Origin of the sequence: Sulfurimonas crateris (assembly GCF_005217605.1) — a bacterium.
Classification (GTDB): Bacteria; Campylobacterota; Campylobacteria; order Campylobacterales; family Sulfurimonadaceae; genus Sulfurimonas; species Sulfurimonas crateris.
Genome location: NZ_SZPX01000005.1, coordinates 84,908 through 110,798, shown reverse-complemented (window position 1 = coordinate 110,798; position 25,891 = coordinate 84,908). Strand labels below are relative to the sequence as shown.

At 38.7% G+C, this 25,891-nt stretch carries 24 protein-coding genes and 1 pseudogene; 19 read left to right on the top strand and 6 right to left on the bottom strand.

The features are described from left to right. Positions 1 to 2 precede the first annotated feature (2 nt). The 11 genes from lptE to FCU45_RS07205 all read left to right on the top strand — a co-directional run bounded on the left by lptE (position 3) and on the right by FCU45_RS07205 (position 13,250). Complete coding sequence (gene lptE / locus FCU45_RS07255) at positions 3 to 527, top strand: LPS assembly lipoprotein LptE (RefSeq protein ID WP_425471117.1); 525 nt, start codon at positions 3 to 5, stop codon at positions 525 to 527. A 9-nt stretch (positions 528 to 536) separates the two neighbouring features. Continuing rightward, positions 537 to 2,081 (top strand): GGDEF domain-containing protein, encoded by a 1,545-nt coding sequence (locus FCU45_RS07250; RefSeq protein ID WP_137013797.1) that lies wholly within the window; start codon positions 537 to 539, stop codon positions 2,079 to 2,081. Next, on the top strand, positions 2,078 to 3,226 hold the full coding sequence (locus FCU45_RS07245; protein WP_246032269.1) for a bifunctional folylpolyglutamate synthase/dihydrofolate synthase: 1,149 nt from the start codon (positions 2,078 to 2,080) through the stop codon (positions 3,224 to 3,226). The genes FCU45_RS07250 and FCU45_RS07245 overlap by 4 nt, the downstream gene beginning before the upstream one ends. Next, positions 3,219 to 4,175: a M23 family metallopeptidase gene (locus FCU45_RS07240; RefSeq protein WP_137013795.1), complete on the top strand. Its 957-nt coding sequence runs from the start codon at positions 3,219 to 3,221 to the stop codon at positions 4,173 to 4,175. Before FCU45_RS07245 ends, FCU45_RS07240 begins: the two co-directional genes overlap by 8 nt. Beyond that, positions 4,172 to 4,531, top strand: coding sequence for a bactofilin family protein (locus FCU45_RS07235; RefSeq protein ID WP_246032268.1), 360 nt, complete (start codon positions 4,172 to 4,174; stop codon positions 4,529 to 4,531). The genes FCU45_RS07240 and FCU45_RS07235 overlap by 4 nt, the downstream gene beginning before the upstream one ends. 16 nt (positions 4,532 to 4,547) lie before the next feature. Then, positions 4,548 to 7,520 carry a transcription-repair coupling factor gene (gene mfd / locus FCU45_RS07230; protein WP_137013791.1) on the top strand — a complete coding sequence of 991 codons (2,973 nt, stop codon included), beginning with the start codon at positions 4,548 to 4,550 and terminating at the stop codon, positions 7,518 to 7,520. Between the two features lie 95 nt (positions 7,521 to 7,615). Continuing rightward, positions 7,616 to 8,491 carry an ORF6N domain-containing protein gene (locus FCU45_RS07225; RefSeq protein ID WP_137013789.1) on the top strand — a complete coding sequence of 292 codons (876 nt, stop codon included), beginning with the start codon at positions 7,616 to 7,618 and terminating at the stop codon, positions 8,489 to 8,491. Positions 8,492 to 8,588: 97 nt separating this feature from the next. Next, positions 8,589 to 10,265 (top strand): hypothetical protein, encoded by a 1,677-nt coding sequence (locus tag FCU45_RS07220; RefSeq protein ID WP_137013787.1) that lies wholly within the window; start codon positions 8,589 to 8,591, stop codon positions 10,263 to 10,265. A gap of 47 nt (positions 10,266 to 10,312) precedes the next feature. Next, entirely contained in the window at positions 10,313 to 11,122 is an 810-nt protein-coding gene (locus FCU45_RS07215) for a TIGR00282 family metallophosphoesterase (RefSeq protein ID WP_137013785.1), read from the top strand. 65 nt (positions 11,123 to 11,187) lie between these two features. Next, on the top strand, positions 11,188 to 11,862 hold the full coding sequence (locus FCU45_RS07210; protein WP_137013783.1) for a response regulator transcription factor: 675 nt from the start codon (positions 11,188 to 11,190) through the stop codon (positions 11,860 to 11,862). Beyond that, entirely contained in the window at positions 11,856 to 13,250 is a 1,395-nt protein-coding gene (locus FCU45_RS07205) for a sensor histidine kinase (protein WP_137013781.1), read from the top strand. Before FCU45_RS07210 ends, FCU45_RS07205 begins: the two co-directional genes overlap by 7 nt. Here the strand turns inward: FCU45_RS07205 and FCU45_RS07200 are convergent. From FCU45_RS07200 to FCU45_RS07190, 3 genes are read right to left on the bottom strand one after another with little or no spacing between them, the layout of a single operon-like run. Beyond that, the gene (locus FCU45_RS07200; protein ID WP_137013779.1) at positions 13,247 to 14,929 is read right to left on the bottom strand and encodes a DNA polymerase III subunit gamma/tau; all 1,683 of its coding nucleotides are present in this window, start codon (positions 14,927 to 14,929) and stop codon (positions 13,247 to 13,249) included. The genes FCU45_RS07205 and FCU45_RS07200 overlap by 4 nt on opposite strands. A 52-nt stretch (positions 14,930 to 14,981) precedes the next feature. Next, positions 14,982 to 16,742, bottom strand: coding sequence for a GGDEF domain-containing protein (locus tag FCU45_RS07195; protein WP_137013777.1), 1,761 nt, complete (start codon positions 16,740 to 16,742; stop codon positions 14,982 to 14,984). A 42-nt stretch (positions 16,743 to 16,784) separates the two neighbouring features. Further along, complete coding sequence (locus FCU45_RS07190) at positions 16,785 to 17,075, bottom strand: hypothetical protein (RefSeq protein ID WP_137013775.1); 291 nt, start codon at positions 17,073 to 17,075, stop codon at positions 16,785 to 16,787. 136 nt (positions 17,076 to 17,211) lie between these two features. Here FCU45_RS07190 and FCU45_RS07185 point away from each other — a divergent pair, with 136 nt between their 5' ends. Further along, on the top strand, positions 17,212 to 17,403 hold the full coding sequence (locus tag FCU45_RS07185; protein WP_137013773.1) for a hypothetical protein: 192 nt from the start codon (positions 17,212 to 17,214) through the stop codon (positions 17,401 to 17,403). A 51-nt stretch (positions 17,404 to 17,454) separates the two neighbouring features. Here the strand turns inward: FCU45_RS07185 and murI are convergent, their stop codons facing one another. The 3 genes and pseudogenes from murI to FCU45_RS11895 all read right to left on the bottom strand — a co-directional run. Continuing rightward, the gene (gene murI / locus FCU45_RS07180) at positions 17,455 to 18,198 is read right to left on the bottom strand and encodes a glutamate racemase (protein WP_137013771.1); all 744 of its coding nucleotides are present in this window, start codon (positions 18,196 to 18,198) and stop codon (positions 17,455 to 17,457) included. Between the two features lie 88 nt (positions 18,199 to 18,286). After that, positions 18,287 to 19,627: a transcription termination factor Rho gene (rho, locus tag FCU45_RS07175; RefSeq protein WP_137013769.1), complete on the bottom strand. Its 1,341-nt coding sequence runs from the start codon at positions 19,625 to 19,627 to the stop codon at positions 18,287 to 18,289. Between the two features lie 213 nt (positions 19,628 to 19,840). Then, positions 19,841 to 19,972, bottom strand: a pseudogene (locus FCU45_RS11895) (methyl-accepting chemotaxis protein); the annotation flags it as partial. A gap of 986 nt (positions 19,973 to 20,958) precedes the next feature. On the opposite strand from FCU45_RS11895, the gene surE reads away from it, so the two are divergent. Genes surE through FCU45_RS07135 form a run of 7 tightly spaced genes read left to right on the top strand, consistent with a single transcriptional unit; the run spans position 20,959 to position 25,885 of the window. Beyond that, positions 20,959 to 21,750 carry a 5'/3'-nucleotidase SurE gene (gene surE, locus FCU45_RS07165; RefSeq protein WP_137013767.1) on the top strand — a complete coding sequence of 264 codons (792 nt, stop codon included), beginning with the start codon at positions 20,959 to 20,961 and terminating at the stop codon, positions 21,748 to 21,750. Positions 21,751 to 21,752: 2 nt separating this feature from the next. Beyond that, positions 21,753 to 22,391, top strand: a complete 639-nt coding sequence (locus tag FCU45_RS07160; RefSeq protein ID WP_137013765.1) for a tRNA threonylcarbamoyladenosine dehydratase — start codon at positions 21,753 to 21,755, stop codon at positions 22,389 to 22,391. A 12-nt stretch (positions 22,392 to 22,403) separates the two neighbouring features. Next, the gene (locus FCU45_RS07155) at positions 22,404 to 22,655 is read left to right on the top strand and encodes a thiamine biosynthesis protein ThiF (RefSeq protein ID WP_137013763.1); all 252 of its coding nucleotides are present in this window, start codon (positions 22,404 to 22,406) and stop codon (positions 22,653 to 22,655) included. A 51-nt stretch (positions 22,656 to 22,706) separates the two neighbouring features. Continuing rightward, on the top strand, positions 22,707 to 23,204 hold the full coding sequence (gene greA / locus FCU45_RS07150; RefSeq protein WP_137013762.1) for a transcription elongation factor GreA: 498 nt from the start codon (positions 22,707 to 22,709) through the stop codon (positions 23,202 to 23,204). Beyond that, positions 23,191 to 24,213, top strand: coding sequence for an N-acetyl-gamma-glutamyl-phosphate reductase (gene argC, locus FCU45_RS07145; protein ID WP_137013760.1), 1,023 nt, complete (start codon positions 23,191 to 23,193; stop codon positions 24,211 to 24,213). Before greA ends, argC begins: the two co-directional genes overlap by 14 nt. After that, complete coding sequence (locus tag FCU45_RS07140; protein WP_137013758.1) at positions 24,203 to 24,940, top strand: UDP-2,3-diacylglucosamine diphosphatase; 738 nt, start codon at positions 24,203 to 24,205, stop codon at positions 24,938 to 24,940. Before argC ends, FCU45_RS07140 begins: the two co-directional genes overlap by 11 nt. Before the next feature lie 3 nt (positions 24,941 to 24,943). Continuing rightward, positions 24,944 to 25,885 carry a chemotaxis protein gene (locus FCU45_RS07135; RefSeq protein WP_137013756.1) on the top strand — a complete coding sequence of 314 codons (942 nt, stop codon included), beginning with the start codon at positions 24,944 to 24,946 and terminating at the stop codon, positions 25,883 to 25,885. Positions 25,886 to 25,891 lie beyond the last annotated feature (6 nt).

Sequence of the window (25,891 nt, the reverse complement as noted above, 5' to 3'; positions counted from 1 at the left end):
TGTTGAACTTTTTTTCAAATATTAAAACCTCACTGCTTCTATCTCTCTTGTTGGTCGCACTAAGCGGATGCGGGTACAAATCCAGTGCCAAGTTTTCGCGTGAGGTCATGGGAGATAAGATAAGCACAAGTGTTATCATCTCAGCAGTGGATCCTCAAAATACAGTTATCATCAAAGATGCGGTCGATAGAGCGATAATTGAGGTGTTTCAGGCATCTCTTGTAAGTAAAGATGAGTCTAAAACACACTTGGTGCTAAAGATGGGAACTCCAGCTTACTCGCCAATAGTCTATGATGAGAATGGTTATGTTACAGGTTATAGAATGAGTGTTGCGCTAAATATTATAAAACATACTGCCGGCGAATCAAAAAGCTATAATACAAGAGGATTTCATGATTTCTCAGTTGCACCAAACGCCATCGTTACGGATCAAGATAGATTTGAAGCTATCGGCTTTGCTGCACAAAGAGCTATTAAGTCATTTGTTGCGCAGGTCTCCGCCGAGGGTGCCAGGGCAAAAAAATAAGGAGCAGTTATGAATATTCAGACTATCATAAAAAAAGCTGTAAAAAGATTAGAGTTAGAGGGGAAGCTTTTAACGCCTGATTTTTATGCCGAAGCTTTTTGCAAAGAGGCCACAAAAGCGGGCTTTGCGACAGAGGATTGCTCAAAGCTTGAAAAATTTACCGCATCTCTGAACAAAGATTTTCAAGATGAACTTAAAAAATACCATATTAAAAATATCTCCGAGCTCTCCCGCTTTCTCATATCAAAACTAAACAGAACAAACCCATCCCACTGCGCTAATCTGCTTGAATCTCAGAGTCTCTTTATAAGAAGAGTGCTTCAGGTTGTAGAGGTACTGCATAACAAAGAGGCTACTGAACTTGCAAAGAGAAGTCTTGAACTTTTAAACAGAGAGCCTTCAGTTACAGAGATAGACCAGTTTAGACAGCATTGGATAAACTTTATAACAACATATGACGATACCTTTTTACAGAAACTAAAAGCGCTCGGTGAGGTTGATAAAACAAATCTTAAAAAAACCATAGAAGATTTAAATCTTACAAATCTCTGCGATAAGCCTTTAGGCACAATAGAGCTCTCAACAATAGCTTCACTGCTTGTCTCATCTTTGACTCCATCAATAGCACCGAGCATTAACGATAAGATAGCAGATATAAGCCAGAGAATAAGGAGTAATCCACAGCTTCTACAGAGTGCCTCTGTGGAGGCTGAGATAAAATCTGCCATAGCTCTAAGAATAGCGCTTGACAAGCAGAGCGTCAAAGAGATGATAGAGTCAATTGACGGTGTCCTTGATAAACTCTCGCTAAGACTTATAGAGATGATAGAGAGTTCAGACAGCTCGACCATAGAGATACAGAAGATTAAAAAAGAGCTTGAGAGCTATAATGAAAAGACTATCACGAACTTTAGCGTTGCCCATAAAAAAATATACGCTATTGCCGTGGCTCTTGAGAAGAACACACAAGCATTGACAAGTGATCTGAAAAAACACAGTAACGAAGTAAATCTGCTCAGCAAAAAAATAGAGCATCTCGAACAGGAGCTTCAGCGAGCAAGAGAGGAATCGAAAGAGGATTTTTTAACAAAGCTCTACAATAAACGGGCATTAGAAGAGCTGATGAACATAAAAGAGGCGGAGTTTGAGAGACATGGACATAACTTTACCGTCGTCTTTTTGGACCTTGACCATTTTAAAGATGTTAACGATACATACGGGCATGATGCAGGTGATGCCGTACTTTTTGCTTTTGCAAAAATACTTAAAAATGAAGCAAGAGCGGTTGATATTGTGGGAAGGTTCGGCGGTGAAGAGTTTATTGCAATATTAGGTGAGACCGATATCAAAGGCGGTGTAGTATTTGCCGAGAAAGTAAGAGAAAAGCTTAAGAAAAGTTCTCTGATGTATAAAGATAATCAGATAAAACTCACAGTCAGCTGCGGCGTAAGTGACAGAAAGTCAAACTTTTCGCTGCAGAGCCTAGTAAAGAGTGCCGATGAGAATCTGTACAAAGCCAAAAATAAGGGCAGAGACAGGGTTGTTTATAAGTGAGACTCAAAGAGTATCTGGATCTTAAACCGCTCTATTACGAAAAAATAGACTATGAGCGTATGCCAAGAGTATATGAGAAGGTAAAAGCCGCTCTTCCTACTCCTAAAATAGTCCATATTATCGGAACAAACGGCAAAGGCACAACGGGCAGGTTTTTAGCTGATGCGCTTTTCTCCATAGGATACAGCACCGGGCACTACACATCCCCTCATATTCTGGAGTTTAACGAGAGAATATACATGGATGGTAAAAATGCGAGTGATAGTGAGCTGCAAGAGGCACATCAAGAGCTTCAAGAAATCTTGAGAAAAGATTATGCAACCTCACTTAGTTATTTTGAGTATACGACACTTCTGGCTATGCTTGTTTTTCGCAAGTGTGACTATGTCGTTATGGAGGCAGGGCTTGGCGGGGAGCACGATGCAACTGCAGTATTTCCAAAAACGCTCACTCTTGTAACTCCTATTGCCTATGACCATGAGGCTTTTTTGGGCTCAAACATTAAAGAGATCGCAACTACGAAACTAAATGCTGTGCAAAAGAGCGCTATTTTAGGTGTTCAGAAATATGAAGAGGTCTATAGGGCGGCTGAAAGGCTAGCTGCAGAAAAATTACTAAATATATATAGAGTGGATGAGATACTCGATGAGAGTGATAGAAAAATCAGAGATGAGGTCGCAAAAAGATACTCACTTGCTCCTTATCTCATCCAGAACCTCTCTTTAAGCATTGCCGCTTTAAAGTTTTTGGGACTTGACTATAGTGCAGAGAACTTCTCTTGCGAACAGCTTTTTGGGCGACTTACAAAAATAGCCAAAAATATTACGATAGATGTAGGACACAATGTTCTTGCAGCTCAAAGCATCGCAGATGCGCTTAAAGGGGAGAAAGTGGTACTTGTATATAACAGTTACAGGGATAAAAACTATCAAGAGATACTAAAAGTGTTAAAGCCTATTCTTCTGCACGTCGAGATAATAGCCATAAATGACCAAAGAGCGGCATCAATAGAGGATATTAAAACTGTTTTAACAAATATAGGGGTAAAATACAAACAATTTAAAGCGATAAAATCGGAGTTTAATTATCTGGTTTTTGGTTCTTTTAGTGTTGTCGAGACATTTTTAAGAGAGTATTATGAATAATCACTTTACGATTACGATAAATGACGATAATGGCGTAAAGCAGTTCAATCTTCATAAAATTATAAAAAAAGCTATCTTTTACGCCGTTCTCTTTATCGCAACCATTGCACTCAGCGCAATAGGAACTATCTTATATCTAAACCACGCAGTAGATGCGATAGAGACAAAGCATGAGAGCGTTGAAAAAGCCTATTTAGCGCAAAAAGAGAAGAATAGACTCTTGGATGAGAGTATGAAAGAGACTCAGATGGCTCTAGTTGATAAAAAAAGAGAGCTAATGGAGGTCTCAGACACGCTCTCAGAGATAGAGACGCTTATAGGACTTGCTCCTGTAGCAGAGATGTCGCTTCAAGAGAGAGTAAGTGTAACAAAACTAAACTCTGAGCATATGGCTACTCTTATGCAGTTTATTCCAAGCGGCTCTCCTGTCAAGTATAACGGAGTTACAAGTAATTTTGGTTACAGAATACACCCTACACTGGGCTCAAAAGAGCTTCATCGCGGAATAGATATGAAAGCTCCAATGAACACGCCTGTTTATGCAACAGCTGATGGTATCGTAGAGTGGGCTGGATTTCATGAGAAGAGCGGATTTGGTAATCTTGTGATCCTGCAGCACAACTACGGCTTTAGATCCTATTTCGCTCATTTAAACAAAGTTGTGATAAAATCGGGCAGTTTTGTTAAAAAGGGCGATCTCGTTGCTTATACAGGCAACTCAGGAATGAGCAGCGGCCCGCATCTCCACTATGAGATCAGATTCATTCAAAGGGCGGTAAACCCTATAGAATTTGTAAGATGGAGTGTAAAAAACTATAATGATATATTTGAAAAGGAGAAACAGATACCATGGCAATCTTTAATAACAGCGACAGCGCACATAAAGGTACCAAACCCGACACAAACACTACCATCATCACAGCTGGCTCTACAATCAAAGGAGAGATGACGTTAGCGTGCAATCTCTATGTAGATGGAGAGTTTGAGGGGACTATAAACTCCAGCAAAGAGGTAAATATCGGTAAAAGCGGACATATCAAAGGGGATATATCTACGACAAGACTTGTAGTCCAAGGCTATGTAGAAGGCAGTATAAGTGCTGCAAGAGTAGAGATAAAAGCGCACGGAAGAGTAAGCGGCTCCATAGAGTCAGGCGAGCTTGTTATAGAAGCAAAAGGCATCTTTGAAGGAGAGAGCATCGTAAAAGATGTCACTGCGGCTCCAAAAAAAGCATCACACAATGAGAGCATTCCTGCCGACACGCTAAAGAGCCTTATTAATGATAATGAGGTAAAAGTATCATAATCCTCAACTCAATATAATGTCACAAAACAGACTATTTCAATACTACAAAACCTCTAAAGATCAAGATCTTGAGATCTTGATCTGCCAAGACGCAAAAGAGGCGCACTCTCTTGAGAGCGTAGCTAGGTTTTTTAAAAAAGATGTTCTCGTATTTCCGGATCTAAGAGCGACTTTCGGGGATGACCTAAGAGTATATAAAGAGGAGATTCACGAACTCTTCTCTACTCTTAGAAAATACCACTCTCTTAAAAAAAAGCCGCTTATAATCTCACCTTTAAAGACGCTGCTTTTTAATCTTCCAAAAGAGAATCTTTTAGCCTCAACAAGGCTTGAGTTCGGCTCTACTGTAGAGCTTAAAAAGTTTCAGGAGCAGATGCTTTTTTGGGGTTATAGCTTTGTAGATATGGTTCAAGTTGAGGGTGAGATCTCCTTTCGCGGTGACATCATAGATATATTTCCTCCATCATCGGCTATGCCGCTTAGGATCTCTCTTTTTGATGATGAGATAGAGCAGATAAAATATTTTGAGCTTGAATCGCAAAGGACTCAAAAAGATGAGCTTGAGAGTGTAGAGATCACACCCGCTTTTTACTCGCTAAATGAGGATGAGTTCAATACTCTAAACGAGAAGGTCTCCAAAAGCGAGTTTAACTCTCTTGTAAAAGATATTGCTTCGTTGGGACTTTGGCACCTTGATGAGAATGCGGCAAATTTTTTAGAGGGCAAAGATGCCAAGCTTGTCAGAAATCTGGATGCTTTTTTGGTAGATGCCTATGCCCTAAATAAGCCGACACTATCAAGAGAGTCTTTCAACCTTGAGGTTTTGGACGAATCGGACGACTTTAAAGAGATATCCGTAACGGATATCCACGCTCTTTTAAAAGTGCATAAAGATAAAAAGATAACTGTGATAGCTTCAAACGAGGCGGTCGTTAAGCAGGCGGGATTGTTTGATCTAAAAGGTATCGAGACCCGCTATGCTCCATATATATTAAACATACTTACAAAAGATGAGCTTGTAATTTCGCTTAACAAGCCTGATAGAATCAGACGCAGAAGAAAAAGCTCCATTTTGCTCGATGATCTAAAAGCGGGTGATTATGTTGTTCATGAGGATTATGGTGTCGGCATCTTTGAGAGCATTGAGAAGACCGAGATATTGGGCGGTATTAAAGATTTTATAGTCATCAAGTATGTTGGCGATGACAAGATATTGCTTCCCGTTGAAAATCTTGATGTCATAGACCGCTATATCGCCTCAGGCGGTTCTGTTCCCGTTCTTGACAAGCTCGGCAAAGGGAGCTTCGGCAAACTAAAAGAGAGTGTCAAAAAACGGCTTATGGAGATCGCAGGGCAGATCGTAAATACCGCCGCTGCAAGGGAGCTTATAAAGGCACCAAAAATAAGAGTAGATGAGGATGAGCTAAGAGCGTTTCAAAAGCTATCCGGATTTGAGTACACGGACGATCAGACACAATCAATAAATGAGATCATTACTCAGATGAGCTCTGGTCATATTATGGACAGACTACTCAGCGGTGATGTCGGTTTTGGAAAGACCGAAGTTGCTATGAATACCATATTTGCAGCATATAAGTCTGGTTATCAGTCGGCTCTTATCGTTCCTACAACACTGCTTTCAGCACAGCACTACCGCTCGTTACATGAGAGGTTTGACGAACTGGGGATAAAGTGCTCAAAGCTCGATAGATTTGTAAGCGCAAAAGATAAGAAAAATATAACCAAAGCTCTTGCAAGCGGAGATTTGGACGTTGTTGTCGGAACTCATACGCTTTTTGATCTGGAGTTTAAGAACCTAGGAGTTGTCATTATAGATGAGGAGCATAAGTTTGGCGTTAAGCAAAAAGAGAAGATAAAAGAGCTTTATCACAATGTTCATCTTCTCTCAATGAGCGCGACACCGATACCGCGCTCACTCAATCAAGCGCTGAGCTCCATCAAAACAATGTCGCAGCTGCTTACCCCGCCAAGCGAGAGAGAGCCTGTACGTACATTTGTAAAAGAGTATGACGAGAAGCTTATAAAAGAGGTGATTTTAAGAGAGATCAGACGTGGCGGACAGATATTTTACGTCCATAACTCGATAGATCATATGCCTATAAAACTAGGGGAGCTAAAAGCGATACTTCCCCAGCTAAGAGTAGTTATGCTTCACTCCAGGATCTCCGCAACAGAGACGGAAAAAGAGCTTTTAAAGTTTGAAGCGGGAGAGTATGACCTTATGCTTGCAACCTCTATCATAGAGTCAGGAATCCATATGCCGCGTGTTAATACCATCATAGTTGACGGTGCGGACAGGTTTGGAATGGCGGACTTGCATCAGCTCCGCGGTCGCGTCGGTCGCAGCAGCTTGGAAGGGTTTGCATACTTTATAGTCGAGAGTAAAGAGACACTAACTGATGATGCCAAAAAGAGACTCTTAGCGTTGGAGTCAAACTCATTTTTGGGAAGCGGCTCGGTGCTTGCATATCACGACTTAGAGATAAGAGGCGGCGGAAATCTGGTTGGCGATGCCCAAAGCGGACATATAAAGAATATAGGCTACTCTTTGTATCTTAGAATGTTGGAAGATGCTATAAAACTACTGAGTAATCAAGCCCAGAGCGAAAAGCTAAAAGTAGATATAAAGCTTACCATCTCAGCTTTCATATCGGATGAGGTGGTAAAAGAGGACAGACTCCGCCTTGACATCTACAGACGACTCTCATCATGCGAAACACCGCTGGAGATATATGAGATACAAGAGGAGATGATAGACCGCTTCGGCGAGCTCGACACACCGACCAAGCAGTTCTTTGAACTTATGGTCATCAAAATTTTGAGTTTGCATAAGAAGATAAAGAGTGTTTCAAACTATGGACAAAATATCACACTTACCTATATGGATGAGAAAAAAGAGAGCATTAAGTCAGACTCAAAAGATGATGACGACATCATAAAAGCAGTGCTGAAGTATTTGAGAGGATAAATTTAATATAAAAAGTATTACAAAATGACATATTTTTTCATGAAAATAAATTAGTTTGATAAGATTTATAAAATGAATATGTGGAGCTTTGAGTAATGAATGAGCCAGTAATAGAGATAGAAAAGAAAATCTTTACCATTCGCGGCGTGCAAGTGATGGTTGATAGAGATTTGGCTGAACTTTACGGTGTAGAGCCAAAAAGACTGGGAGAGCAAGTCAAAAGAAATATTGAAAGGTTCCCAAAAGAGTTTCGGTTTCAACTGACTATAGAAGAAAAAAATGAACTGGTCGCAAATTGCGACCGGTTTCAATCACTTAAACACTCTTCATCTCTACCATTTGCATTTACAGAGCAAGGCGTCTCTATGCTCTCAGCAGTTCTTAGAAGCGATACAGCCATTCAAACAAGCATCCAGATAATTAATAGTTTTGTCAAAATGAGAAGCTTTCTTTCTCAAAATGCAGATATTTTTACACGCCTTGAGCTAGTAGAAAAAAGACAAATGGCACATGAGATAAAAATAGATGAGAAATTTGAAAAGTTATTTGATGCGCTTGAAGATAAATCTATAAAACACAAACAAGGGATACTTTTTGATGGTCAAATTTACGATGCCTATGTTTTTGTGAACGATTTGCTTCGTAGTGCAAAAAGCGAAGTGTTACTTATAGACAACTACATAGACGACACTGTTTTTACACTCTTTAGTAAATATCAACATATAAAGATAAAAATCTATACCGGGAGTATTTCAAAAAAGTTGCATTTGGATTTTAAAAAATACAACTCCCAATATCAAAACATAGAACTTCAAGAGTTCAAAAAAGCTCATGACAGGTTTTTGATAATAGATAATACAGAGATTTACCACATAGGTGCAAGCCTTAAAGACCTCGGCAAAAAGTGGTTTGCTTTTTCAAAGTTTGAGAGTGGAGCCTTGGAGATTTTAGAGAGACTGAATAATGGATGAAGTTATCTACTATTTTAATTTAGGTAAAATAAAACCTTTTAAATAAATACTATAAACATAGATGCCATTATAAGATGATAGGCATGGAGAACACAAAATGAGTTCAACTAAAATAATAAAAACAAGACTCAAAGAATTATTAAAGTTTGAAAAAGCTTTTGGAATTGCAATAAATGGAGATTGGGGAGTCGGTAAAACATTTTTTTGGCAAGAGCTTATTAAGGACAATTTTGTAGATGAAAAAATAGCTTATATATCATTATTTGGGCAAGAAACAATTCAACAAATTAAAAATGATTTGCTTTTGCAGGTATATACACAAAATGGATTTACTAAAAACATTAAAGATAAAATAGGCTCATTTAAGCTTTATGGAATGGATATATCTCTTGCGTTATCTTGGTTTGAAAAAAAAGATTTTGAAAATGTAATCATTTGTTTCGATGATTTTGAGCGTATGTCGGATAAGTTGAAATTAAAAGATGTGCTTGGATTAATATCAGAACTAAAAGAGCAAAAAAACTGCCATGTGCTGATGATACTCAATAAAGGTGAGTTAAAAGATGAAGATTTGTCAAAGTATAAAGATAAAATCATTGATTATGACTTTAATTATGCTCCAACACCAGAAGAATCTTATTCACTAGTTAAAGAGAGTTTGAAAGTTTTTCAAGATTATCCGTTAGAATATTTTCAAAAACACAATATCAATAATATTCGTGTGATAAAAAGAGTAATCAATGCTTTAAATGATTATAGCTTTGTAGAGGAACTTGTAAAAGAACATAAGGATATTGAAAGAGAGCTTGTTGAAAATATATTGGAAATTTCGACCATTAATGCCATTGACTTATCCGTAGATTTTGAAGAACTTAGTAGATATAGCAATCCATATGATTTAGAAGAATTGAAAAACCAAGAATATGGACAGCCTTCTAGAGAAAAAGCAAAAAATGAAGATTTTGAAAAGTTGTTGAATTACATCAATTTTGGTAATAGTGGATACTTTCATATGAGTGACTTTACACACAACGTGGTTTCTTATGTAAAAAACTCCTTGATAGAGGAAGAGCCATTAAAAAAAGGTGTTGATAAGAGAATTGCAAGTCAAAAATATAGTAGTGTTAAGAATGAAATTTATGACTATTTAGCAAAAGCAAGATATGGTTTAAATTATACATTTGAAGAGTATACAAAAAATCTATATAAATTATTGGAAGAGAATAAAGAAAATATTATAAATATTTTAGATTCAGATAATTTTATTTATTTTATAGAAGAGTTAAAAAAATATGATAATACAAATAACCAGCAGTATAATACTTTTGCTATTGAAGTTCTAAAAAAATATTTAGAAGTGCATAGAAAAAATGATGATGGGATATATGATCCTTTTAAAGAAAAAAAAATAGAAGAAATAATCTCTTTTCATTCTGATTTGAAAAATTATTATGAAAGTCAAAATACAGAAACTATAAATGATATAGATTCTAGTGAAAAAGTAATAAATCTTGTAAAGAAAGTTATTAAAAGAGAGTGGGATGGCTCGGCGATATCATTAAATCATTTAAAAGAAGAAGATTTAGAAAAGTATTTTTATGAAAGTATAGATTTTGTAAAAAATTCTTTAATGTTTTTTTCTTGGGAAAAAAAGTCTGTATCAGGAGATTTTTTACCATACAAAGAAAAGCTTCTTAAGGTCATAACGAAGATAAGTACAGAAGGTAATGAAGAACAAAAAATAAAAATGAATATGCTTTTAGAGAAACAATAAGAAATTTAAATGCAACAAATAAAAAATATTTTAAAAAAGGATAGTATTTGAGAATAGCATTCATTGGAGATATAGTAGGAAGTCCTGGTAGAGATATGTTAAAGAGCCACTTGCCGAAAGTTAGGGCGGAGTATGGAGTAGACTTTGTCATTGCAAACTATGAGAATGCTTCCCACGGTTTCGGACTAACCCTTAAAAATGCCAACGAGATCGTAGGTTACGGTGTGGACTGTATGAGCGGCGGAAATCACACGTGGGATAAAAAAGAGGTTGAAGCACTCTTTGATACTCACGAGATACTAAGACCTCACAACTATCCGGATGAGGTAAACGGAACAGGCTGTAAGGTTTATGAAATTGGCACAGAGAAACTGGCTGTTCTTAACCTTATGGGGCACTACGCTATGCCATATACCGACAACGCTTTTAGATGTGCAAAAGAGAGTGTGGAAGTATTGCATGAGAGTGGAGTGAAAAATATTTTTATAGATTTTCATGCGGAAGCAACAAGTGAAAAAAGAGCAATGATGATGCTTCTTCAAGGAAAAGTGAGCGCGATAATCGGAACACATACACATGTCTCTACAGATGATTTTCAAATAGCAAATGGCACCGCATATATGACCGATATGGGGCTTACCGGATGCAGGGATAATGTCATCGGGATGGATGAGAAAGTGCCTCTAAAGCAGTTTCTTACAGGTATGAGAGGGCATTTTGATATTCCAAAAAAGTGTAAAAAGATAATGCAGATAGCTATAATGGATTTTAGTGAGGGCAGATGTGAGAGCGCATTTAAACTTAAGATATTTGACGATGGCGAGGTCTTGAGAAGTGATGCATGGATAGAGAAGTAGCTGTAATCAAAAAGAGACCCTTTTTTGCTACAATAGTATAAAATTTAACTAGGAATTCTTAAAACATGAGTGCAAAAATCGTCGTAGTGGAAGATGAAGAGGATATTCTAGAGCTCATTGAGTACAATCTGCAAAAAGAGGGTTATGAGGTCATCGGCTTTTTAAACACAAAAAGTGTCGAGCAGATGCTTGTCGAAGAGGATATTGATCTTCTTATTATGGATAGAAATCTCCCCGGTGTAGAGGGGAGCGAATTTGTGCAAACCCTTAGAAAAAGGGGATTTGCTACGCCTGTGATATATCTAAGTGCGAAAAATGCGGATTCTGAGATAGAAGAGGGTTTTATAAGAGGCGGAGACGACTACATAACAAAACCTTTCAATATGAAAGAGCTTCTTCTTCGCATAAAAGCAGTTTTAAGAAGAACCTCAAAAAAGGTCGAAGAGGGGATACTCTCGCACAGAGACCTGCTGCTCGATAAAAGTTCAAGGACTCTCACAGTTGAAGGCAAAAAAACTGATGTCACAAAACTTGAGTTCAATCTCTTAAGCGAGTTCATCATCAACAAAAACAGTGTGCTTGACCGTGACTATCTTCTGGAAAATGTCTGGGGAGACGGAGAAGAGTACCAGTACAGAACCGTCAATGTAGCCATAAACAGGCTAAAAGAGAAGATAGACCCAGATAAAACGAAAAACTACATAGAAACTGTCCGCGGAGTAGGGTACAAGCTGTGCTAAAAATACATCAGATATTTATTTTAAAATTCCTGCTTCTTTTTGCAACATCTCTTCTTGTCTCATCGATCATCAGTTACATCGCGCTAAAAGATATAATAATTGAGCATAATAAAAACCACTTAAAACACGCCATCGAATTTATGGAGATGGATCTGAAAAGTGTAGACGATCTTGAGAGTTTTGCAGCAGAGGTTAATGAAAAAACATCTCTGAGGGTAACTATAATTGCCGTGGATGGAGTGGTTTTAGCTGAGTCGGACGCAGATAAAAAAGAGATGGACAATCACGCTTCAAGATTTGAGATAATGCAGTCTAATTCTCAAGACTACGGATATATAACAAGATATTCAAATACCGTAAAGGCGGATTTTTTATATATCGCCAAACGGGTTATCTACAAAGATGAGCAGATATACCTGAGGCTCTCTATGAGCCTGGAGCAGATAATGTATGATTTTTACTCTCTGTGGATAAAGCTCTTTTTTGTTTTTATGGTGATACTAATCCTTGCTACTTTTATCTCTAAGACCATGAGCCAAAAAGTGGTTTATGATATTGAGCAGATCACAAACTATCTAGATGAGGTCTCAAACAAAAACTATAAAGCCATCATCAAGACAAAATACTTCTATGAATTTTTACAGATTTCATTGCTTCTTAAAAATCTGGTAAAAAAACTTAGTAAAAACGAGAGAAAAAAATCAAAACATATGGCAAAGCTAAGATTGATGAATAAGCAGAGAAACGATATTTTATCTGCACTATCTCACGAGTTCAAAAACCCTATTGCCGCAATTATCGGCTATGCTCAAACGATCGAAGAAGATATCGAAATGCCGCAAAACATCAGAGAGAAGTTTTTGGGCAAAATTGGCTCAAATGCTCAGAAGATATCAAAGATGCTCGACAGGCTCGCTCTCTCGGTCAAGCTTGAAAATGGCGATCTTATACTCAATAAAAGTGAGTTCGATATAGGTCAGTTGTGCGCAGAAATCGCGTTAAACCTAAAGTCAAAATATAGAGACAGAGAGATAAGAGTAGATGCCGCAGAGTTGAGTGTAGTAAGCGATAAGACGATGATGGAGCTTGTTCTTGATAACTTGGTAGATAACGCTCTGAAATACTCAAACGGCGATGTGTTTATAACTCTAAGTGAGAACAAAATATCTATTAAAGATAGCGGTGTGGGTATAAAAGAGGAGCATCTGCAAAAAGTCACAAACAAATTTTACAGAGTAGACAGAAACAGCTGGGATAACTCTATGGGGCTGGGCTTGGCTATGGTGAGTTATGTTTTAAAACTGCTGGGTTCATCTTTGGAGATAAGCTCAGAGTTTGGCAAAGGCTCTACATTTAGCTTTAGCGTTGAGAGTATGATAAAGAGCTAGATCTTTGACTGAATAATCATCTTTTTAGCTTCAAAAAGCTCGATCGCCTTTTGGACCATAGGTTCATCTTTGATCTCTGCGGCATCTATCTCTCTGGTAGTGTCGCTGCTTTGACAGTTTGTGACACAGCTTGCACTCCCGCCCATCTCAGCATCTTCTATCATCGAGGTTGATTGCTCATACTGCTTGGCTTCTGCCTCTTTTGGAGCGCTCTCTTTTTGCTCCTCTTGTTTATCATCGTCTGTTTTTGTGCAGGGCTCATGTTTTATTTTTGTCTCAAATCCGAAAATCTCTCTGACAAACTGTTTTACAACTGAATATCCGTGCGTAAGAACTTTTTTACAATCACCCTTCGCACAGCTCTCCCATGTAAGCGTGTTGTTCTCAAAGGAGATAAAGTAGATGCTTTTCTCAAAACACTCGCCAAGTTCGGGACTTCTGTCTTTTAGTTTTGCTATTAGCTCTTCAAACATTTTTGCATAAGGGTTTATGGATGCTGAGGGCTCTTCTGCTTTTTGTTCGCCTGCAGGCTCACTCTCTTTTTTCTCTTCAACTTGAGTCTGCTCGCTGTTTTGCAGCACAGGTGCGGCGCATGAGATTGATGGCCTTTGTATCTCTTTTTGGAGAGATTCTATCATCTGGTCTACCTCTTTTATGCGAAGCGCTTCTATCATCTTGAAAAATATAAGCGAGAGAACAAAAGAGCCGTCGGCATTTATGCTAAAGAGATATTTGGAATCACTTAGTATCCTGAAAAATCTATCAAGAACAAGAGTCGAGTAGAGAGCATCGCCTGCGTACATTCTCTCTTTTAGGTAGGCAATAAGCTCATCTACGACCATCTCAGCTTCATACTCTTCTAATATCTTCGTAAACTCTACAAGTGCGGCATAATCTTTTGCAAACACGGCTCTAAAGAGCTTGCTAATGAAGTCTGGATCAACAAGTCCGAGCATATCTGTAACCGTGCGTACATCTACGTGGTTTTTTGAGTAGATTATAGCTTGGTCAAGCAGTGTTAGAGTGTCTCTTAGGCTTCCGCTTCCGCTTCTTGCTAGTATCTCTAGAGCGTCGCTCTCATATTTGATGCCCTCAAGATTTAGTATGTGAGCCAGATGGTCAACAACTTTATTTGTGGCGATTGATTTAAATCTAAAGTGCTGTGTACGGCTCAGTATAGTTGCAGGGAGTTTTAGAGGATCAGTGGTAGCAAGTATGAACTTTACATAAGAGGGCGGCTCTTCAAGCGTTTTTAGCAGTGCATTAAACGCCTCTTTTGTAAGCATATGCACTTCATCGATAATAAATATCTTAAATCTAGCACTTGATGGTTTATATTTTGTCTGTTCTATAAGATCTCTGATGTCATCTATTTTTCTCGATGATGCTCCATCCATCTCGACTATATCGATATGGCGGTTCTCAAGAGAGTCTACGCAGTTTTGGCAGCTTCCGCAGGGCTGATGGGTTATACCCGTCTCACAGATTAGAGCTTTTGCAAATATGCGGGCGGTTGAAGTTTTACCGCTTCCTCTAAGACCTGAAAAGAGGTATGCGTGAGAGAGCCTGTTGGCATCTAGTGCAAGCGAGAGGGTTTGAGAAATGGTATCTTGACCTATTAGCTCGTCAAAGTTTTTTGGTCTATATTTTCTTGCTAATACTTCTGAACTTGCTCTCACATATACTCTCCGTCTTTAGTTGAGAGATTTTAACATTTATAGGGTTAAAAAATCATAACAGACAACTGATGGAGATATGACTACTGTCCTGTTTTGCAACTTTTTTTTGAATGGATAAAATAGTATTGATACTATCTGCGCTTCTTTTATTTGTGCCGTTTCTCACTATTAGCAGTGATGCGCTTACGCAGAGTAGAGGAAACTTTTTTTTATTTCCATCCCTGTCCGTTGATATTATATACCCGTTCTCTTTATCCTCTTTTGAGTATAGTTCTCTTGCGTCATATTCAAATTTTTTAACTATTTTGGAGAGTGTTTTTATATACTTTTCCTCATTCTCATCATCTGCTTCAACTGCTACAAAAAAATCATCTCCTCCGATATGCCCTTTGAAAAACTCTAGCGATAGATTTTTTCTTAAAATATCTGCAAAAAGGATGATGGCTCTGTCTCCATTTCTAAAGCCGTATACATCATTAAAGGCTTTAAAGTTGTCTAGATCAAAGTAGCACAAAATATAAGTTTTTTCGCTCTCTATGATCTCTGCCATCAGTTTTTCTATCATAGAGTTTCCGGGAAGTTTTGTCAGAGGGTTCTGCTCTCTTGCGTGAATGATGTTCTGTTCGTTCATTATCGAGATTATTGCTCTTGCAGATAAAAAGCCGTAATATTTAGAGTTGTTTGTAAGAATGATACCGATAGATTCTGAGTTGTTTGAAAAGAGCTCGATAATTGTAGATATATTGCAGTTTATCTCTGTTATCCCGCACGCCTCTATAAGATTTATCAGCTTTGATTTTTTAGCACCGTTATTTGTGAGCAGCGACCTTCCGTAAGGGGAGTAGATAAACTCTTTGATCTTATTCTCTTGCAAAATGCCTACCGGTTCGTTATGTGAGTTTACTATAATAACGGTCTCCGCTTGAGGGTTTTTTTGAAAATACTCTACAACGCTTCTCATCTCGGTGTTTATAGTAAAGGGAGGCTTTTTGTCTATAAATGCTTCTATTTTGCAACTACTCTCTGTAGCTCTTTTTTCACTGCTTAAGATATCTAAAATATGAGGATATTCGCTTAATATTTCAGATGCCTCAAGAGTAGGTCTTTGAATAAAATATCCTTGAACAAAATGGCATCCTATGTCTCTGCAGGTAAGAAGCTCCTCTTTGCTCTCGATTCCCTCGGCGATCACTTTTATGCCAAGCTGAACTGCCAAATGAGTGATGCTTCTTGCCATAAGCTTTTTTTTCACATCTTTTTGTATGTCGCTTAGGAAAAATCTGTCTATTTTTATGATGTCGGGTCTGCTCTCGTAAAGAAGCTTATAGCCTGAATAACCGACTCCAAAGTCATCAATGGCTATACAGAAATCCTCGCTTTTATAATGCTCTAAGACCTCTTGCATCCTTGAACTGTTAGATATCTCATGCCTCTCTGATATCTCAAAACAGATGCTGTTTTTGGAAATACCGTATTGCTTTAAGAGTTTGCCTGTATTTCCATGTTTAAAGTTGGGCATCTCAAGAAGTCTATTGTCTAGGTTGTAAAAGAGTTTTATATTTTCATAGTCCACTACGTCTGTGAGCTTTTTAAGAGCTTTTTTCCTGAGCTTTAAGTCGAACGAGTAGAGCAGGTTGTCTTCATATACTTCATCAAAGAGTTCAAAAATAGAGTTAAAGCCGACCTCTTTGTAGTTTCTAAGGAGTGCTTCAACTGCAAATATCTTTCCGGTATGAATATTTACTATAGGCTGAAAGGCAACATCTAAAGTTTTTAGGTTGCGTATCCATTTTTTAGGAAGTTCTAGTTTCATAGCGCAATATTAACGCCTGATTATTTCAGAAATGTTACAGATTCATAACAAAGAATCTTTGCCTGCCTCTTTCTCTTTAGAGACCTTTTTGGCGAAGCCGACCCCTTTTTTTGTTTTGGCTTGCAGCTGTAGCAGCTCAACAACCTCTTTGTAATCGAGATCGGCACTTTTCATTGATGCAAAACATGCGGCTATAACGGCAATAGTGTTGGGCACCTCTTTTTTCTTTTTATAGGCTTGGATATTTTTTTCACTAACTTTTATAAGTTTGCTGAATTTTGGCAGAGTTATATCCGCATCAAGGAGTAGTTTTTTAAAATCGATAAATGTCATAGACTCTCTTTAATAGTTTGTTATTTATATGAAATTATAGCGTATCTCTATATAAACTTGACAATAGGCTATATAAAATATATAATGCCTATAAATTATTACTATTTTTAGTAGTAAAAAATTAAAGGAGTCCTAAATGGCAAAAGTACTAGATAAGAAAGTTATTAAAAAAGTAGCAAAGAAAGCTACCAAAAAAGCAGATATCGCTAAAAAAGATATTAAAAAAGCTACCAAAAAAGTAGCGAAAAAAGTTGCTAAAAAAGGTCTAACAGCTAAGAAAGATGCTAAAAAGCTGGCAAAAAAAGTAGCAAAGAAGATAGCAAAGTAGTTTTAACTACACTTTATTCCAGAAATCTCTGGAATAAATTTTACCCCTCCCCTAAATAAGAAGCCATTTTTTGGCTATATTTCTAAGCGATTCAGGGCTCTCAGAAGCAAAAAACTCTAACTTTGGCTCATCATATTTTTTACTAAAATCAAACTCTCTCTCAAGATATTCGACTATTGCGTCTCCCGAGTGGATAAGTATGCTTTTTTTGCTGAAGTGATCTTGCAGAGATTTTGAGATAAGAGGAAAGTGAGTGCAGCCCAGTATTATTGCATCTGGCAATAATATCTCTTTAAAATAGTGTCTAAAAGTAGCCTCTAAAACTTCGCCCTCATAGATCTCCTCTTCAACCATAGGAACAAAAAGTCCCGTCGCCTTTGCCTGAAGATTGTTAAAACCCTCTGCTCTTAATCCGATCTCATAAGCCTTAGAGTTTATTGTAGCTTTCGTTCCAAGGATTAGAATATTTGCATCTTTGCTCTTAAGCGCATTTGCCGTTGCCAAGATACCGGCTTCAACAACACCTATAACAGGGCATGAAGACACATCTCTCATCTCATCAAGCGCATGTGCGCTCACCGTATTACACGCGACGATTATCATATCTAGTTCAAAGTTTTTGAAAAACTCTACGGCCTCTATTGCGTAGCGTATAATGGTAGTCTTATCTTTTATACCGTAAGGGACTCTGGCAGTGTCACCAAAGTAGATGATCTCTTCAAAAAGACGATGCTCAAGCAGTGATTTTACAACAGTTAAGCCGCCGATGCCGCTGTCAAATACTCCGACCTTCACTCTTTTTCTCCTTTGTCAAGGAAGTGAATCCCTTGACAAATTCCTCTCACTGAAGCTACGCCTAAAGGCGAGAAATCTGACTTCGTCATTACTGATTGGTATTCATACTTTCAAGGAACTCTTCGTTCGTAGCTTTTTTGCCCATTGTAGAGTAGACAAACTTGAGCGCTTCTATCTCATTTTCCTGTTTGTGTATCATCTGACGAAGGATAAACACTTTTTGCAGAACTTCAGGACCTATTAGAAGCTCATCTTTTCTTGTTCCAGATTTTAGAATATCAATTGCAGGGAATATTCTTCTCTCAGCGATTTTTCTATCAAGTACGACCTCGGAGTTTCCTGTTCCTTTGAACTCTTCAAAGATGACCTCGTCCATTCTGCTTCCAGTATCTACTAGAGCTGTTGCGATGATGGTTAAGCTTCCGCCGTTTTCTATGTTACGAGCCGCTCCAAAAAATCTTTTTGGCTTGTGAAGCGCATTTGCGTCAACACCGCCTGAGAGGACCTTTCCGCTTGAAGGTGTTACAGTATTGTAAGCACGTGCAAGACGTGTGATGGAGTCTAGCAGGATAACTACATTGCGACCAAGTTCAACGCGTCTTTTTGCCTTCTCTATGACCATCTCGGCTACTTTTACATGGTTTTTGGCAGGCATATCAAATGTAGAGCTGTAAACCTCGCCTTTTACGCTTCTCTCCATATCCGTTACCTCTTCAGGTCTCTCATCGACAAGCAGAACCATTAGATCGATCTCAGGATGGTTGTGAGTGATACCGTGAGCTATCTCTTTTAAAAGTTCTGTTTTACCGCTTCTTGGAGGTGCGACGATAAGACCACGCTGACCTTTGCCTATAGGAGCGAAAAGATCCATCATACGGCCCGTTAGACCTTTTTCATAATATTCTAGTTTTATCTGATCTGTTGCATAAAGAGGAGTGAGGTTTTCAAAGAGAGGTCTTTTTTTACTCTCTTCAGGCGGAAGACCGTTTACGGCCTCTATTTTAATAAGTGCGTAGTATCTCTCTTGGTCTTTTGGAGGGCGAACCTGACCCGTTACGACGTCACCGTTACGAAGGGCAAAACGGCGTATCTGAGTGTTGGAGACGTATGCGTCGTTTATACTCTCGTCAAAACTCTTGTCAATTGAGCGTATAAAACCGTAGCCATCCTGCATGATCTCTAAGATACCCATAAAGAGGATAAATCCTCCCTGTTCTGTCTGAGCTTTAAGTATCTCAAAGATGAGATCCTGTCTCTTTAGCTCATTTGGATTGTCGATGTTTAGTTCAACAGCCATTGTCGTAAGCTCATCTATGCCTTTTACACGCAGATCTTCAACGCTTACACCTTTTACCGGATTGTGCGTTCTTGTCTTTGAGTTGTTAGTAGTTTTGTTTTTGCGGGGTTGTTGTGGAGTGTTCTCACTCATCGGATAGCTGCCTTAATGTTTTTAGATTTTGCCCTGTGGATATTAAATTGCATGTTGCATAGGGAAAGAGTAATTTTTATTGCCACAATTTTACACTAATAGAAGTTATAATGTCAAGTAATAACATCAAGAGCTTTTGTTTTTAAGAGATGATACAGCATCTCTCAGCAGAGTAATGTTTGTTTTTGCACTCCCAAGCGTGTCGTGCGTCGTGTCTGCTAATTTTCTAACTTCATCCGCTACAACGGCAAATCCGCGCCCATGCTCTCCCGCTCGCGCGGCTTCTATGGCGGCATTGAGTGCAAGCAGGTTAGTCTTATCTGCAATGTCAGATATCTTATCTAGTATAGTAAATATCTCCTGACTCTGCTGCTGCAGTGATGAGAGCTTCTCTTGAAGTTCTAGATCATTTTTGGGTTCTCTCTTATCTTGTGAATGTTCAGCAACTAAAGATAAGAGTTTCTCATCTGCCTCTTTTATCTTAATATTTAGCATATCACTCTCAAGTCTGTATCTATTCTCAAGCTCTAAGAGACTCTCTCTTAGCTGTCGGTTTTTTTCTAAAAGTGCTTGGTTCTCGCTTATAATGCTCTCTTTTTCTGAAACAGTCTCTCTCTCTTTTGTATTGATAGAGTCCAGTTCTCTTCTTAGATGCATAAGCTCCTCTAAAAGAGACTCCCTCTCATCTTCTGCTTTTTCAAGCATATTTTTTTGGATCTCATTTTCTCTCTTTTTTATATAGTATGCTCTGATAAGATAGTAACCAAGCAGAAGAGCAGTTAAAAAAGATAGCACTGCGGCAATGATCAGAGGAGTTTTATTTTGCTCTGCTTCTTTGTAAACTATCTTTTCTTTAAAGACCACTCTCTCTTTTACATCTTCACCTGAGCTCTTTTTTGCTTGATCTTCTATAAGAGAGAGTCCGCTTTGGCTCATCTTGGAGTAGAGCTCTCTTAGCAACTCTACCTCTTTGGGGCTTATTCTATCGTTGTGCTCATGAAGTTTTGCAAATGTTTTTAATGTCTCTTCTTGGAGCTGCTGCAGGCTTTTTGCCTTGCTCTCATCAAGAGAAAGTGCGGTCGTTATCTTCTCGTGGGTCGAGAGAACAAGATAGTACAATAGAAGCTTCTCTTCTGTTGTTAGATTTACGGAGAGTCTGTCTATTTCACTGTTTAGACGATTGTAACTGTTTTCAATATCAAAGGTTTGTGATGCAAAAATGGACAGAGATAAAAGTATTGATAATAGGAATAATTTCATTCTTTGTTTGTAGCATTTTTTATGCCACAAGCATAATTAAAAAATTTAAACTTTAATGATAGAATTACGTCATGAAAAAAAGATACAGAATATTAGTAACAAATGATGACGGATATGAGGCAAAAGGACTTTTGAGCTTAGTTGAAGCCCTTAGAGAGATAGAGGATGTCGAGGTTACGGTGGTTGCACCTGCTAGTGAGAAGTCTGCATGCGGGCACTCGCTTACCATTATTCGTCCCCTTCGTTTTGTGGGCGTTGAGGATAACTTCTTCAAACTTGATGACGGAACTCCGAGTGACTGCGTATATCTCGCGCTCAGTACGATGTTCGTTGATTCCAAGCCGGACTTGCTTATCAGCGGAATTAATCGCGGCTCAAATATGGGTGAGGATATTACCTACTCAGGAACTGCTGCGGGAGCTATGGAGGGTGTCTTGCATGACATCCCATCCATCGCCATATCTCAGGTGATGGACTTTACCGACCCGGGTGGCGATTTTACTCTGGCTCAGGAGACTATTAAAAAGCTTGTTCTCAAGATAAAAGATGGCTCTTTTCCTCTTCCCGAGAGAGAGTTTTTAAATATAAACATCCCTCCAAATATTGATATAGAGGAGCCGAAGATGATTATCACTTATGCAGGGTACAGGCTCTACGCAAACGACTCACATCTGCATAGAAACCCAAGGGGTGAGGAGTACTACTGGCTTGGAACGCATCCGCTTAACTTTTCCGCACGTAAAGGACAGGAGGGTGTGAGCGATTATGAGGCTATAAAATCCGGAAATATATCCATAACGCCGATACAGCTTGATATGAGCGCTTATAAAAGTATAAGTCTGCTTAAAGAGTGGATAGAGTAGAAGTGAGATATGAGCGTATAAAAACTCTCTTTGGAGATGATTTTTCAAAACTTCAAAATGCAAAAGTCCTGCTTCTTGGAGTCGGAGGGGTAGGCGGACACTGCCTTGACTGCTTGAGCCGCAGTGGTGTGGAGCATATTACGATAGTTGATTTTGACGCCTATGACAAAAGCAACCAAAACCGCCAGATGTGGTCGGAACTGCATGAGGGAGAGGTCAAGGTAGAGGCGCTTAAAAAACACTACCCGCATATAGAGGTTATAAACGCAAAGATAGATGAGCAGTGGGTTTGGGATTTTGATTTTGAGCCCTATAATGTGGTGCTTGATGCCATAGATGACACAAAAGCAAAGCTCGCTCTTGCACAGAAGTGCTATAAAAAACTTATCTCATCATTCGGCTCGGCTAAAAGGGTCGATCCGACTAAAGTGCATGTAGATGATATCTGGAAAAGCCACGGTGACAGGTTCGGCTCAAAAATCCGTTATGAACTTAAAAAGCGCGGTTTCAAGAAAAAGTACAGAGTAATCTTTAGCACCGAACATGCAAAAGTAAAAGAGAAGGGCAGTTTTAGCGCCGTTACCGGAACTTTCGGACTTGTCATGTGTGCAGAAGCCGTGAAAAAAATAGTATCAAAATAGAGGAGTGTTTGGATGATTGATAGTTTTGATTTAAGTGAGCCGCTTGTGTGTGAAGGAATAGTGGGGGATGGTTGCGGCGGAGGAAGAATCTTTTTCATAAAATATGAAACGCTATATGCTCATGATCCGCTCTCAAAAGATAACAGAGAACTGCTAAAAAATATAAAAAAAGCCCAAAAAATCAGCAAAAGAGGCTGTATTATAACGATAGAGTGCCAAGAGCAAAAGATAGAGTTTGACCTCTCAAAAGTAGCTCCTCGCTAAAAAAGTCTGGTATAATGAGTAAAAAATTTATTGTTTTAGGGTGACGCATTTATGGAAAAAATTGAGCCGATGACACTGTTTGGATATAACAAGCTCCAAGCAGAAGTAAAAGATCTAAAAAGTGTAAAAAGACCTGCCGTGGTCAAGGCGATAGAAGAGGCGCTTGAGCATGGAGATCTTAAAGAAAATGCCGAGTATCACGCGGCAAAAGAGCAGCAAAAACAGATTGATAACCGTCTCCAAGAGCTTGCAGACCTGATCAGCAGTGCAAAAATAGTAGATCCAAAAGATCTTGAACACTCAAAAGTAAGCTTCGGCTCAACGGTCGTTGTATGTGACGTAAATACGGATGAGGAGTTTACTTATACTATAGTCGGCGGATGTGAGAGCAATCCTGAGATGGGGCTTCTCTCTTTCAACTCGCCGCTAGCAAAACAGCTTTTAGGTCGTGAAGAGGGCGATGACGTAAAGGTTCAGCTTCCAAACGGAACAAAAGAGTTTGAGATAGTCGAAGTTAGATATCAGGAGATAGTCTTTGAGTGTAATTAATGTAGGAGTCATAGGGGCAAGCGGATATACAGGGCTTGAACTTTTAAAAATTCTTATTCATCATCCAAAATTCAATCTATCTTACGTTGCAAACACGGAGGGCGGAACAACGCTTGTATCTCTGCATCCATCACTTGCAAAGGTTTGTGACTTAGATGTAAAAAAAGCTGACGTTGAGGAGTGTGCGACGTCTTGTGCGCTTGTTTTTTTAGCACTTCCGCATCAGAGCGCTATGGCTTATGTGAAGCCGCTTATTGCAAAGGGCATAAAAGTAGTTGATCTCTCGGCTGACTATAGATTGCCGCAAGATATTTATGAGAAGTTTTACTGTCCGCATACAGATGCTCAAAATTTGGCAAAAGCGGTTTACGGTCTTCCAGAACTCTTTCGCAAAGAGTTGAAGTCTGCCTCTTTGGTCGCAAATCCGGGATGCTTTCCAACCTCTGCGATATTGGGTGTTTTACCGTTTATGGAGAAGAGAGTAAAAAATACTCCTATAATTATAGATGCAAAAACAGGTGTTAGCGGGGCAGGAAAAAAACTGAGCGAAACAACTCACTTTGTGAATGTAAATGAGAATCTTTTTGCATATAATCCTCTTATGCACAGACACGCACCTGAGATCGCTCAAAAACTGGGAGTTGATTTTGAAGAGGTGCATTTTGTTCCGCATCTAGTTCCTATTACGCGTGGAATGTTAAGCTCTATCTATATTCAGGTCGAGGGAGATTTTGATGCACATGAACTCCTTGAGGCGTACTATAAAGATGCTAAACACGTAAGAGTGAGCAAAAATCCAGTTGATATGAAAAACGTAGCGGGGACAAACTTTTGCGATATTTATGTAAAGCAAAGCAAAGCTTCTTTAGAAAAAGGCAATATTCTCTTTATATCAAGTGCGATAGACAACCTTATGAGAGGCGCCTCTTCAGCCGCGGTCGTCAATGCCAACCTGATGATGGGGCTTGATGAAGATTTAGGGATACCAAACATAGCCTATGTCCCGTAATTTGGAGATCAAAAAGGGGGCTGTTGTCGTAGCAGACGCACACTACTCGCACAAACGTCCTCACTTTTTGGAGTTTTTAAGAGATATAGACTCCAAAAAGATATCCTGCCCGCAGCTCATCTTAATGGGCGATATATTTGATGCACTTTTTGGAGAGATACCTCAAACTCATAAAATAAACCAAGAGGCTATCACTCTAATAAACAGGATATCTGCAGAGGTAGAGGTGCTCTATCTGGAGGGAAATCATGATTTTAATCTTACAACTGTTTTTCCAAAAGCAAAAGTTTTTCCAATCTCTTCACAACCTGTAGAGTGCCGGATGGATGGAAAAAAAGTCCTGCTCTCTCACGGCGACATAGAAAGCGATCTAGGGTATAAAATTTACACAACTATTATTAGAAGCTCTTGTGTTTTGTATCTGCTACGAGCAATAGACTCCATAAGCAACCACTACATACTAAAGAAGCTTGATGAGTATCTTGGCAAAAAAAATGATTGCAAAGAGTTTGTGGGTCTAGAGGAGTTTATGGCCAAAAGGCTTGATGGCAAGTACAGTTGTGACTACTTTATCGAGGGTCATTTTCACCAGAACAGAAGTGTGAAATTAAAAGAGTTTTTATATATAAACCTTGGCGCTTTTGCGTGCAATCAAAGATATTTTATTGTAGAATTTAAAGACAGCATACAATTTTTGCAGGAAGAAATTTTCTCAAAAGGAAATTAAAATATGAATATAGAACATTCACTAAAAGTCGGCTCGAATGAGATGGAACTTGTGGATTTTCGCATCTTCAAACAAGAAGATGACAGGGTCTACGAGGGCATTTACGGTGTAAATGTCTCAAAAGTTCGAGAGATAATAAAACTACCGAAATTAACGGAACTACCAGGTACTCCAGAATTTATAGAGGGCATATTTGATCTAAGAAACGTTGTTATTCCCGTAGTGAATTTAGCAAAATGGATGAATATCAAAGAGCCAGAGAATGCTCAAAAAAATGCAAGAGTAATAATTACGGAGTTTAATAACGTTCTTATAGGTTTTGTAGTCCATGAGGCAAAAAGAATAAGAAGAATAAGCTGGGCGGACATAGAGCCGGCATCTTTTATGAGTGACGGTGCAACGGTTGATGGCAGTAAGATCACGGGTGTTACAAAAATAGAGGGGGACAATGTTCTTCTTATCCTTGATCTTGAGAGTGTTATTCAGGACTTGGGACTCTATGAGCCCGACACTCAGTTCAATACGACAGAGAACGAGACATTTAGCGGAGTAGCTCTTGTTCTTGATGACAGCTCTACTGCTAGAAAAATAGTAAAAGAGGCGCTTGTTAAGATGGGATTTGATGTTCTTGAAGCGATGGACGGCAAAGAGGGACTGCAGAAGCTTGATGAACTTTATGAGCTCTACGGCAAAGAGCTTCCAGATACTTTAAAAATTATCATTTCGGATGTGGAGATGCCTAGAATGGATGGTTTCCATTTTGCGGCAAATGTAAAAGAGGATGGCAGATTTGACAATATACCGATCGTCTTTAACTCCTCTATAAGTGATCATTTTAGTGAAGACAGAGGTGTTGAAGCAGGCGGTGAAGCTTATTTGGTTAAGTTCAAAGCAAGCGCATTTTATAATGAAGTAGCACGCATCGTTCGTGCTCATATGAAGTAGGAGTGA